We start from the raw sequence: 11,938 nt of genomic DNA, 5'->3' as shown, positions 1-11,938 counted from the left end.
CGTGTTCTCTTAGACATAAAAATTCCTCCTGGTATGTTTTCTTCTAGTCTACACACCTTAATTTTTCTGTCTAGTTAATTGTAGCCTATCCATTCTCTTTTTTCAACGATCTTCAGCAATTTTTCTTTATCGTCAGGTAACTCAAGTTCATGAATTCTAGCATGACAATTGGGACATAACGCGATACAGTTTTCAATCACATCTTTTCCACCTTGCGACAAATATTCTATATGATGACAATGTAAATAAGGTACACCGTCTTTTATAAATGGCCCTTTTTCTTGGCAAAGTTGACAAATACCTTTTGCAAGTCGTTTAACATATTCAGATACGAAGGGATTACGTTTATATATTTTTGTTTTTGAGAAGCAAAACTCCTCTTCGTTAACATATTTTGCAGCCATTTTTTTATTATAATTACTAACTTTTCTTGCTTCTTCCTCTAATTTAGCATCAGATAAATTACGAATATGTCTAGTTTGATTTTCTTCCTGGTTATATATATCTTTATCTTCAATCAATTGCTCTTGATTTATTAAAGCTAATGGAAATTTATATACTTTTCTGCTGTTGCCCGAACTATCTTTTTCATTAACAGTATATATTTGTCCTGCTAAATATACTTCTCCCAGATATGTGTGTTCTTTTGGTTTAAATGTTTCAAATAAATGAATCTTTACAAAATTACTTTTTGAATTGGCTAAAACTTTATTTTGATTCTTATCCAATACTTGATCCCCTTTTAGCCCCATACCGGTATATTGTAAAATACCATTTAACCACTTATCTTTATAAACATTACTTCCTGTTTGATCACTAAACAGTACAAGAGTATTAGTTTGATGAGATCTTCTCATTCCACCCTGTTTGGAACATTTAAACTTCTCTGAAATTTCTTTGTTAGTATATACTCTACCAACTTCTAACTCACCTAATATGTTTTTAGACCAATTTTCTCGCCATGTAATAATCTTATCAAGATTAAACATTTCTCCCTCTTTTGGCATGCCATTTCTAATTAAATTAGCTAATACACCAGTAGAAATATCTAATTTTTTTAGTAATTCTTTCTTAGTAATCAATGTTGGATTCATAACAATGCAGCTCCTAATGATATCAATATAATTGCATTAGATAACTTGAAAAATCGAAAAAAACTCATTTTGTGTCAAGTTATCTGTAATATATAAAAATATCATTATTATACCTCATCTATGTGAATTTTTACTATTCTTACCTTAGCATATTCTTTATAGGTATATCAGAGCTAATCAAACTAAAAAATACCCGAAGTCTTCTTATGTAAAAACACCGGTTATTACTTAAATATGACTTAGGTAAAACAATGAGTGATCCAATTATAAAATTTTATGGCGAATAATTTAGTAAGCGCTACATATTGAATGATTTAGAAATTTTGAAAAAGTAGCTAGTTCCTTTTATACCAGAAAAGTAAACCTAATAAAAAACACAACTAATTTTTAGCTGTGTTTTTTAAGTTTCAATAATTATCTATTTAATAGTCTTAATTCATTAAAATAAAAAACTCAACTTTACAAGGATATGGTTTAAAAAATTTATTTATCCAACCCAACTAGTTTTCGCTGCTTACGATTTGCTTCATCTGCTACGTACTTCATTACTGTTTTAAATTCTTTCGCTGAGGCGTTTTCTGATAAATCAGCGATACTTTTATTATACTTCTTCACGATTTGTTGTACTTGTTCTTTCTCAGTCATGTAATTCCTCCTCCAACTCTTTTGAAGTATATTGTATTGGTAGTACTAATTGAATATTATCTGCTGCATAATGCACTTCAGAAATGTCGTTTTGATAATCCTTAATCATTATGTGAAGGACTACTTCAGGATGTCTATTTTTGACTTTTTCAATATTCTCTCTGGACTTAAAAAACGCATTGATAAACATTTCTTTTGGCACATGACGTCCTTCAGCTAGTTCACGTTTTCGAGTGAAATCCCAGGCAACTTTGGGATCTTGGTAAACATAGAAAATCGTAACGCGAAAGTTATTTTTAAGGGCTCGAATAATATTTTTCTCTGCACTAAGGATAGCAAAAGTATCCTCTAGTATGAAAGAATAGCCATGTTCCAGTACATATTTTAATGTTTGTTCAACTAACCAAGAAGAAGCTTTCTGAAAAACACTTGAGTTCTTTCCATTGTATTCTGGAAATTGTGCTCTAAAATAGTCCGCATCAATCACAACATGGTTGTCATAATTTTCAGCTAAACCTAGTGCAACCTCTGTTTTACCTGCTCCTGGGCTTCCAGCCATGAATACCGCATCTTTTTCATCATCAGGGATTTTTCCCTTGATGATTGTTTCAATAAATTTATCTTTATTGACCCTAGCGTAATCTAAATACTTGTCTTTAGGTTCCAAGATTGCACCTTCTTTCCTTCTTCTATATTCATACTAATTATACGATATTTATATAAAAAATATAACGGTCATTTTAACCATATTAACATTTAGTCACAGTAATAGCAGATATGCTCGCAAAATGAGATATGAATGTACGCAGAATCCTTGTTTTCTACGGCATTCGCTGTTTTTTCATTGGACTAGTTATATATTTCTAGGGTTGTTTTCATGTCTGAGTGCCCGATATGATTTATTTTTCGTTTCTATAATTACTTTTTGCCTTCCAGTTTCTTTTAAGATTGTACTCAAGCAAGTGGGAATTGGTTCTTTTGTCATCCATGTATGCAAAATGTTATAATGCTGGTAAACAAAAATGATTACCTGTCATTTTTATTTAGTTCGTATTTAATTAAGTTGACTGTCTGTATACTCTGTCTAAAACTTAAGAATTGTTGTTTTCGCTGTCGCTATCCAAATTTAATGAATGTCTGTATGTTAAAACTGTTGTCCTTGTCATAGATAGTAAAGGAGAGCTTGAAAATGAAAACTGCGATTACGTTTCTATTAGAGGAATATGCCGATTGGGAAGGTGCTTATATTACTAGCACACTAAACCAAAAAGAGGGATGGCAAAACAAAACTGCTTCTATCCAATCAGAGGTCACTTCCATTGGAGGATTAAAAACAAAAATCGATTACTTAATCGAACAAATACCTGAAAAAGTTGACCTTTTTATTATGATCGGTGGCAATTCATGGGACATAAAAAATCATCATTTATATCAAATAATCGATAAATTGTTAAAAACAGACGTACCAGTAGCTGCTATTTGTGGGGCAGTTGATTATTTAGCTCAGAGCGGAATATTGCAAGGTTACAAACACACCGGAAATGCGCAATTTCCTTGGTTAGAATCGGAAAATTATCAGAATAAAGAAGATTTTATAGAACAACAAGCTGTGAAAGATCGTAATTTGATTACTGCGAATGGAACAGCTCCTATAGAATTCACAGACTTGATTCTTCAAGCAGTCCATTTTGAAACAGAAGAAATAAGAGAAAAAACGATTCGTCTATACAAACTTGGATTCTATGATTACTATAAAAAGTACGGAGATCCTTTCTCCTAATCATTCTCTTCAATTAAATACTCCTTATCAATAGTATGACAAGTAATTTTACTGATGGTTATTTGTCACACTTTTTCTGACATTTATCAAAGAAGATACACTCTATTTATATTCATAGACAAGGTTTTACGGATTCAAAAATTCAGGATTATGCTATACTGGTATTAAAAAAATAATGAGGTATTTTATATGAAAAAGTTAGGTTTTATTTTATTGTTGGTCTCTTTATTCCTTGTAGGATGTACGTCTCCTAGTAAAGAAAATAGTGATCCATCTGCGACCACAGACAAAAGTTCAATCAGACAAACCAGTTCAGCTGAAAAATCAAGTACTCAGAAATCAGCTTCTACTGAAACGAATACATCTTCAACAAGCAGTAAAGTCTCAGAGCCCAATACTTCTTCTACATCTAGTAGTACAGTTGAGACAAATATTTCTTCTTCAACAATAGACACAACTTCCTCACAGTCTTCTCAGTCAATAGATCCGTTAGCAGGATATTCTGATCTACAAATTGAGTACGCACGTGTTTGGCTAGCTATTAGAGGTAATACTTTTAGAGATACATCGGGTGATTTCGAACTACATGTTATTCATTATCCTGCAGGAACACCTATCGCCCCTTATGATGCAGGGAGTGCAGTCTATCCGAAAGATGTGGTTATGCTCACTGGGAAATACAGTTACCAGGGAGTTTTAGTGTATTCAAGTAACCATGACGGGACAATCACTAGTTATCCAGTTCCTTCACATTGGCAAATGCCTGCAGATCAAACATCTTATCCAGCGTTCATTAGAGAAACAACTCAAGAAATTATTGATAATGCATTTGTAGTAGCTATTCCTACAGGTAATCCAAATGATGTGAAACAGCTGATCAATGTGATAGTTATGGATAATTAAAATTTCTAATAGATCATACAAAAAGAAGCTGGCAAAATACTGTCAGCTTCTTTCATTTTCTTTTCTATTTAGATTTGTTGGTCTTTGATAAACTCCAAGGCAGGAAAAAATTTTTTAAATAAACGTTTGCAAAACAGTCGCTTTTCTATCTTCTACCGCTACTTCTGCATAGGCACCATTGATCAATGTCAGTTGTGGCGGTACATGACCACAATCAATATCATACAAGATCGGTAGTTTTAATTCCTTTGACAGATCTTCGTATACATCCTTCATTTTATAATCTAACAAATCCTCTGCTGCACTTCTACCGAACATGATCCCCGAGCTGCCATCAAACCATCCTGCCAGTTTCATCTGAACAAGTGATCTTCTTAAATCAACTGACGATAGCTCACAATTTTCTAGAAACCACAAGATCGGCTTTCCATCATTATACTTTCTTTTAAAAGATTGGACATCTCCATAAGGGGTACCGATTAAATGACTGATCGTATCAATACAGCCACCTAATAATCGTCCCTTCATCCTTACTGCATCTCCGCTGACTGATTGCCAATTTGTTGGTTCAGTGAGATGGAAAACAGAAGATGATGAATGCTCATGGGGCCACTCTTTTTGATACTTTTCAGAAGGTTGCTGTAGAATCGATTCTCCTTCTCTTGTTTTCAGTACACTTTCCCACATTGCTGTCGTTTCATCCAAGTACTCTCCTCTTAAATCAATAAGGTTGGTTCCATGTGCAGTGGCTATCCCTGTTTTTAATGTGACAGCAAGTAGCAACGTACTAATATCTGAATAACCTACTATCCATTTTGGTTGTAGAGCATCAAAATCGACAAAATCGAGAATCTCAATCAATAATTCTCCTCCCCAAGGCGGAAAGATCATTTGGATATTTTCATCTTGCATCATTTGATTGAATTCATCTGCTCGTTTTCTTGCTGGACCTGATTTTTCCTTATCTTGCGTCCAAAGCGTCTTTCCAGTAACTACTTGGAAAGATTTTTCTTCCATTCTCTTTAAAGCTGATTCGAGTAACGAATGGTGTTCCTCTGATACGCCTGAGGATGGTGCAGTAACCCCAATCGTTGCATTTCTTTCTAATAATGGATAACTTATCATGTTGCTTCACCTCCAAGTATGCACTATTTTACTTGGTTAATTGTTTTTTTCGTTTGCCGGCATCAAAAATATCGGTATCTCAAGTAGCTGGATGATTTTGTTTAAGTCAACCGTTTGGATGACCATCGTTTGATCTGGTCTACCTGGTGCAAAAACAAGTTTTTCATTTGATAAGAGCTCTTCATCAATAATAATCGGAATCTGTTTTTCATAACCAAACGGAGAAACAGCGCCCTGCTTTTGTCCCGTTTGTTTTTCCATGCGTTCTGATGAAACAATAGAAAGCCTTTTACCGACGATCTTCCCTAATGCTTTGAAATCCGTTTGTTTCGTAGTAAAAGTCAGATATACGTAGTTATTATCTTTTTTATCTTTTAAGAATAAGCTTTTGGTCTCTGTACCTGTAAATCCTTGTTCTTTCTTTATTACCAAAGCATCTTCATTTGTATAAATGGCTCGATGATGATACAACTCAAAATATATATTTTCGTGTAAGAATTTCTTTGCCAAGTCAATCATTTTTATGTCTCTTTTCTATTTTATTATTTGAGACATCTTATCATATAAATATAGCGGTTACAACATTACTTGTGTTTTGTTCGTTTTTTATACATAACTATTGTTTTTCTGGTAAAATAAATCAAACCACTTAATGGAGGCGTTTTAGAATGGAAAAATTTCAGCCGATCATCAATCAGATCAAAGAAAAAGAACATCAACAAAAGATCAAAGACCTTTTTGCTAAGATAACAGAAACGTATCCCCAGCTAGACACAACTGTAAAATGGAACCAACCTATGTTTACTGACCATGGTACCTTTATTATTGCATTTAGTTTTGCTAAAAATCATTTTTCTATCGCACCGGAAAAAGCAGCGATTCGTGCCCTTGAAAAAAATATCCAAGAAGCAGGCTACGTATATACGGATAACGTCATCAAAGTTCCTTGGAAAAGTGTAATCAACTGGGAATTGATTGAACAATTGATTTCATTTAATATTGAAGATAAAAAAGGTCATGATAAATTTTGGCGATAAAGCTTTATACGAATAAACCTTTTACTGGCGAGGAAACTATTCATCAGCTTATACAGGTTTTGTTCAATCCTATCCTTTTTATCATCCCTGGTTAAACACTTAATTGACAAAGTATCTGCTATTTTTATAAGGAGTCTTTCTTGTGCTGAAAAAAATCACTGATTGAATGGCTTTGAATTTTCCACTTAGTAAAATTATTTTTTCAGCAATTTTCCTGCAAAACTTTTGAATAAGGAAAAAATACGAGAAAATATCAGTGATCTTTCATAATACTGCCCATTATTTTCAGGTATATTTAAATATAATATCACTTTAGGAGAGAACGAATTTCTTTAGAGAAAGAAAAGTTAGAATTTTCTGACTTGATTTTTACAATGACCTTAATTAAAATCGTTCTTTCTACATTTCGTGATTAAGCAAATATCAACTAAGTCAGTAGAACCATTCACATAGGAGGGTGAACATTGAAAGATTTTTACTCAGTAAATGAATTAGCCGAACAATTAGGCGTTACTACACGTTCTATCAGAAATTATCTTCATGAAGGAAAACTAAAAGGAACAAAGGTTGGCGGGCAATGGAAATTTTCTGAACGTAATCTTTTTGAGTTCCTATACGGAGATCAAGCAGAGGAAGCAGCAAAAGAAATGCAGCAATTCATGCTAAATGCACCAATCACGATGCGTTTCAACCTTCAGTATCGTGATTTTACAGCAATCAATCAATTCCGAGAACAATTAGTCCAGTACCATAACGATGTTTACGCAAATAAAAAAGACCGTCTTTTACAATACGATCTTTATAAAGACAATCATGCGGAGATACTAATCGGTGGTAACTTCAATTATGTCGTAAACTTTAGTCAATGGATCAATGAAAAATTATTGATGCAGACAGATATTTCACTTGTATCTTAAACAATTAAAAAGCGCTAGAAATTCCAGAGATGTTGGAAATTCTAGCGCTATTTTTTTATAAGTACTTACTGTATGGTTCAAACAAATATTTTTTTAATAAATGAGATTTTACCATCTTTATCCTCAAATAAAGACCGTGACCATGCTTCCTACTACGATCAGCAATAATCCGATAATCGTTAATTTTTTTTCTTTTGGTGTCTTATTTTCATGCAGGATGTACATACCGCCTAATGTAGAGATAACTACGTTTAGCTGTGTAATGATATATGCAGTAGCAACCCCATTTTCATTTGCTGAAAAAATATAAGCCAATGCTGACACACTGAAGATGGCTCCAACTATTGTTGCTTTCCAACTCTTGTCTTCAGAAAATGCGGTTGGTTTTCGGAAAATCACATAAATCACTGCCCCTAAAAAGACACCGATCATTTGCGGAAAGAAAATGGAAAGTCCGCTTGCATCAACTAGTTTGGGCAATGCACTGTAAACCCAATAACCAATACTTGTTGATGCTAATAGACTGATTCCTTTTGTGATACCGCCTTTTTTTCCAGGATCATCACTGATTGCCGTTAAAGCAGAACCAAATACAAGAAGAATGATTGCTGCTGCACCAATGATTTTTCCCATACTTCCAGACCATTCTCCAAAAGCGAAGACACCAATCAATGAGGTTCCGACTAACTGTAATGCAGTCGAAATTGGCATCGTTTTAGAAACACCAATCAAGTTGAAAGATGTATACTGTCCTGTTTGTCCGATGACCCAGAATGCACCAGAAAGTAAACTAATCAAAAATGTAGTCACTGAAATACCAGCTGGAGAAGCGAATAATTGAACAAGTAAGCCAACGAGCACGGCTCCAATACCAGTTCCTAATATCTCATTTGTTGGTCTGCCACCAATCTTTTTCAAAATCAGTGGCTGGATCCCCCACCCAACTGCCGGGATCAATGCAATCAATAAACCCATTTTTATTCACCCTTATCCTTTTCCACCTTGGAAAGAAGGATATAAAGTCATCCCACCATCTGCAAATAGTGTAATACCTGTAACATAACTGGATTCGTCTGAAGCCAACCATGCAGCTGTCGCCGCTATTTCTTTTGGTTCACCTACGCGTCCTAGTGGGATCATACTTTCCAAGAGTTCTTTTTGTTCAGGATCATCAAATTTTGCCGCATTAATAGGTGTACGGATAGCACCAGGTCCTATACTATTGATTCTGATTCCCTTTGGTGCGTACTCCATTGCTACCGTTTCGGTGAATAGTTTTACTCCGCCTTTTGAAGCAGCGTAATGAGCAAACGTTGGCCATGGGATTTGTTCATGAACAGAAGACATATTGATGATATTTCCTTTTTTATCATTCTCTGTAAAGTAATTTAAAGCCGCTTTCGTTCCGATAAAAACGCCAGTCAAATTGACTTTTAATACTCTTTCCCAATCTTCAAGGCTAAGTTCATGGGTTGGATGCTGATTTTCCATCCCAGCATTATTAATCCAAACGTCCAGTGTCCCAAAATTTTCTAAAGCCGTATCAAGTAAACGCTGTATTCCTTCTTCAGAACTGACATCTGCTTGTACAGAGACTGCTTTTCCGCCTGCCTCTTCGATTGCTTTGACTGCTTTTTCTGCTCCTTCTTTATCCGAGTTATAGTTGACAACTACATTCATTTTTTCTTTCCCGAATCGTTGAGCAATCGCTGTTCCAATCCCCTTTGAGCCACCAGTTACTACTGCGACTTTGTTTTCTAATTCCTTATACATAGTACCCACTCCTTTTTCATACCTAAACCTGTTATTACGGATAACTTTTATTTCCGTCTTAAAGTGAGTGTACACCAAGATATATAGTCTAAAGCAAATGATACGCACTAGCAATCGTTTTCATGAATTGCTAGTGTCCTTTTATTTCTATAAAGAAAGAGGTTGTGACAGAAGTGGCCAGCTTCAAGAAATAAGAAGTAATTTACAAAAATTACTTCTCAAATTTTTGTGAAATTTCGGCTTATTTCCGAAGAAGCTACTTCTGAAAAACCATTTATTTGGAAAAAAAGGCTGTGACAAGACTTTTGTCACAGCCCCTTTCCTGGGCTTATTTATCACCCATTTTATTGAAATTGCTAGTTATACATAAACAAGAGATTTTATGCATAATGTTTTATTGCTGAGAAAAATATTCAGCTGTTGCTTGTTCATCCTCTTTGAGTTGTTCAATCAATTCCTCTACACTAGAAAATTTCACTTGATCTCTTAAAAATTGATTCCAGCGTACTGCGACATGTTCACCATAGATATCTTGATTAAAGTCCAAAATATACAATTCTACAGTCAGCTCCCGTCCTTCACCGAATGTATCATTATGTCCAATTGAACCCATGGCTGGATACCAAGTTTCCCCAATTTTTATTTCCGATACATAAACACCTTCTTTAGGCAAATGAACTGTGCTCTTTACTTTGACATTTGCTGTAGGGAATCCTAGTAGTCTGCCTCGTGCATCGCCATGGACAACTACCCCTTCTACCTCATATGTGCAACCTAATAGTTTTGCTGCTTCTTTTACTTGTCCGCTGTCTAGTAATCCTCGAATACGGGTAGAGCTGATTTTTTCACCTTGTTCTTCTTCTTTAGAAACTGTGACGATTTTGAATCTTCCTTTGGCATATTCAGGAAAATGAGCGACATCTGCAATGTCTTTTGGTCCATACGTATAATCAAAACCGGAAACAGCATATTTTGCATGTAACCCTACGATGTATTGATCAACAAATTCCTGCGGTGCTAAATGAGCAAAAGAAGAAGTAAAATCAACTTCATATAAATAATCTATACCCAAAGCGGCCATTTTTTCTTCTTTTTGCTTAAGGCTAGTCAAATATTTCACGCTGCTAGGATCGATCTTTTTAAAGACAATCGATGGATGCTGATTGAAAGTCATCAATGCTAATTTCAATCCTTCTTTTTGTGCAATTTCCATACCTGTCTTTATGACTTTCTGGTGTCCAATATGCACGCCGTCAAAAAATCCCAGTACTAAAACGACATCGTCTTCTGGAATTTGTTCTGATTGGTAAGGATGTCTGATCTTGATGATATTCATTCGTTATTCCTCATTTCTCAATACTTTACTAGGTTTTAATTTGTTTTTTTCTTTCGGGTTTGGCTGATAGATACTGACAACTTTGCCTTTATAAAACAAAGCAATTTCTTCTGACGGCATTTCTGGGAGCGCAAATACAGTATAATCAAGTCTCATACCGTTTTTTACTTTCTGCCATACTTCATCAGTAATATCTACTCGTTTGAATCGTTTCACTCCTTTTTCTATTGGCAGCAAACAATCATCGATTGTCCCATTTTTCACAGCTTGAGCTACTTCTTCTAATGTCAGAGCATCTTTCTGGGACATACCGGCACTTGCTGTTCGGGTCAGATCAGACATGTGCGCAGGGTAACCAAGTTTCTTGCCTGTATCTACAGCTAATGTGCGGACATAGGTTCCTTTCCCGCATTCTACTTCGAAGCGCCAAGAAATGGTTCCTGTCACTTCGTCTCTTGTCAATTCACTTGTCCGGATAAAACGGTAAATCTGAGCCTTTCTAACAGGACGCTCCACTGTTTCATTATTGCGGGCATATTCATATAACCGCTTACCGTTGACTTTTACCGCTGAGTACATTGGTGGTATCTGGGTGATCTCACCAATAAATGAAGCCATCACTTCATCTATTTTTTCTTCAGATAAAGACATATCTACTGGTTTTGTTTCTACCCGTTCTCCGGATCGATCTTCCGTCGTTGTACTGAAACCTAGAGTTATCTCGCCTACATAGATTTTCCCAGAATCTGTCAAATATTCGATAACTTTTGTGGCTTTTCCAATACAAATAGGCAACACACCGTCTACGTCTGGGTCAAGCGTACCCCCATGTCCGATTTTTTTCGTATGTAAGATTTTTCTTAATTTGAATACGCAATCATGACTTGTCATTCCGCGTTCTTTCCATAAAGGTAATAACCCGTCCATGTCTTTTCTCCATTTCATTTTTGATTTAACTGAATTATTATAACACATTGCATCAATTACTGACGAATTTGACATCATAATGAACGGTTTTTATTTTTCGGCAATAAAAACGTAACAAAATTCATGCTCACGTAAATAGAAATCATGTTATGTTTTTTTAAAGGAGGGAATAGAATGGAAGATTTTTTCTTTGCACCATTTGATTGGATTTATGGGTGGCTTACAGGTAAATAGTTTGGTTTTCACTTCCCAAAAACGAAAAAAAAGACTGTCCATTCTTCCAGTCTTTTTTCCGTTTTTTTTATTTACGCGAATTGTAAAATTAAGTTAGAAAAATAAAAAGGCATTTATGGTACACTCAAATTGTATTTCCGACGAAAGAAAACAAAGGAGTGTAACCA

The 11,938-nt window shown here is 34.9% G+C and carries 13 protein-coding genes; 4 read left to right on the top strand and 9 right to left on the bottom strand.

Annotated features, from left to right (window positions below; translation table 11 throughout):
- Positions 1-74 precede the first annotated feature (74 nt).
- The 3 genes from DIZ30_RS09965 to DIZ30_RS09960 all read right to left on the bottom strand — a co-directional run bounded on the left by DIZ30_RS09965 (position 75) and on the right by DIZ30_RS09960 (position 2,406).
- The gene (locus DIZ30_RS09965) at positions 75-1,094 is read right to left on the bottom strand and encodes an HNH endonuclease signature motif containing protein (protein WP_109023199.1); all 1,020 of its coding nucleotides are present in this window, start codon (positions 1,092-1,094) and stop codon (positions 75-77) included.
- A 483-nt stretch (positions 1,095-1,577) separates the two neighbouring features.
- Positions 1,578-1,739 carry a hypothetical protein gene (locus DIZ30_RS13540; protein ID WP_002294460.1) on the bottom strand — a complete coding sequence of 54 codons (162 nt, stop codon included), beginning with the start codon at positions 1,737-1,739 and terminating at the stop codon, positions 1,578-1,580.
- Positions 1,732-2,406 carry a zeta toxin family protein gene (locus DIZ30_RS09960; RefSeq protein ID WP_002339982.1) on the bottom strand — a complete coding sequence of 225 codons (675 nt, stop codon included), beginning with the start codon at positions 2,404-2,406 and terminating at the stop codon, positions 1,732-1,734. The genes DIZ30_RS13540 and DIZ30_RS09960 overlap by 8 nt, the downstream gene beginning before the upstream one ends.
- 522 nt (positions 2,407-2,928) lie before the next feature.
- Between DIZ30_RS09960 and DIZ30_RS09955 the strand changes: the two genes are divergently transcribed.
- Together DIZ30_RS09955 and DIZ30_RS09950 are read left to right on the top strand one after the other, a co-directional pair.
- Positions 2,929-3,519, top strand: coding sequence for a type 1 glutamine amidotransferase family protein (locus tag DIZ30_RS09955; protein ID WP_002319372.1), 591 nt, complete (start codon positions 2,929-2,931; stop codon positions 3,517-3,519).
- Between the two features lie 189 nt (positions 3,520-3,708).
- On the top strand, positions 3,709-4,422 hold the full coding sequence (locus tag DIZ30_RS09950) for a hypothetical protein (protein ID WP_002339981.1): 714 nt from the start codon (positions 3,709-3,711) through the stop codon (positions 4,420-4,422).
- Positions 4,423-4,536: 114 nt separating this feature from the next.
- Here the strand turns inward: DIZ30_RS09950 and DIZ30_RS09945 are convergent, their stop codons facing one another.
- On the bottom strand, positions 4,537-5,547 hold the full coding sequence (locus tag DIZ30_RS09945; RefSeq protein WP_002294465.1) for a S66 peptidase family protein: 1,011 nt from the start codon (positions 5,545-5,547) through the stop codon (positions 4,537-4,539).
- Between the two features lie 36 nt (positions 5,548-5,583).
- On the bottom strand, positions 5,584-6,066 hold the full coding sequence (locus DIZ30_RS09940; protein ID WP_098188979.1) for a YbaK/EbsC family protein: 483 nt from the start codon (positions 6,064-6,066) through the stop codon (positions 5,584-5,586).
- 149 nt (positions 6,067-6,215) lie between these two features.
- Between DIZ30_RS09940 and DIZ30_RS09935 the strand changes: the two genes are divergently transcribed.
- The gene (locus DIZ30_RS09935; RefSeq protein WP_002294467.1) at positions 6,216-6,584 is read left to right on the top strand and encodes an iron chaperone; all 369 of its coding nucleotides are present in this window, start codon (positions 6,216-6,218) and stop codon (positions 6,582-6,584) included.
- A 464-nt stretch (positions 6,585-7,048) separates the two neighbouring features.
- On the top strand, positions 7,049-7,501 hold the full coding sequence (locus DIZ30_RS09930) for a helix-turn-helix domain-containing protein (protein ID WP_098188978.1): 453 nt from the start codon (positions 7,049-7,051) through the stop codon (positions 7,499-7,501).
- A 123-nt stretch (positions 7,502-7,624) separates the two neighbouring features.
- Here DIZ30_RS09930 and DIZ30_RS09925 read toward each other — a convergent pair whose 3' ends face one another.
- From DIZ30_RS09925 to truB, 4 genes are all read right to left on the bottom strand, one after another.
- A complete protein-coding gene (locus DIZ30_RS09925; RefSeq protein WP_002288523.1) occupies positions 7,625-8,476 on the bottom strand; it encodes a GRP family sugar transporter in 852 nt (283 codons plus the stop codon).
- A gap of 12 nt (positions 8,477-8,488) precedes the next feature.
- A complete protein-coding gene (locus DIZ30_RS09920; RefSeq protein ID WP_002294471.1) occupies positions 8,489-9,274 on the bottom strand; it encodes an SDR family oxidoreductase in 786 nt (261 codons plus the stop codon).
- Positions 9,275-9,668: 394 nt separating this feature from the next.
- On the bottom strand, positions 9,669-10,610 hold the full coding sequence (gene ribF, locus DIZ30_RS09915; protein ID WP_002288521.1) for a riboflavin biosynthesis protein RibF: 942 nt from the start codon (positions 10,608-10,610) through the stop codon (positions 9,669-9,671).
- 3 nt (positions 10,611-10,613) lie between these two features.
- The gene (gene truB, locus DIZ30_RS09910; protein WP_002301259.1) at positions 10,614-11,537 is read right to left on the bottom strand and encodes a tRNA pseudouridine(55) synthase TruB; all 924 of its coding nucleotides are present in this window, start codon (positions 11,535-11,537) and stop codon (positions 10,614-10,616) included.
- Between the last annotated feature and the right edge of the window lie 401 nt (positions 11,538-11,938).

Origin of the sequence: Enterococcus sp. H57 (assembly GCF_003112495.1) — a bacterium.
Lineage (GTDB): Bacteria > Bacillota > Bacilli > Lactobacillales > Enterococcaceae > Enterococcus_B > Enterococcus_B faecium.
The sequence above is the reverse complement of the archived record's forward strand: the minus strand, read 5'-3'. Positions and strand labels throughout refer to the sequence as shown.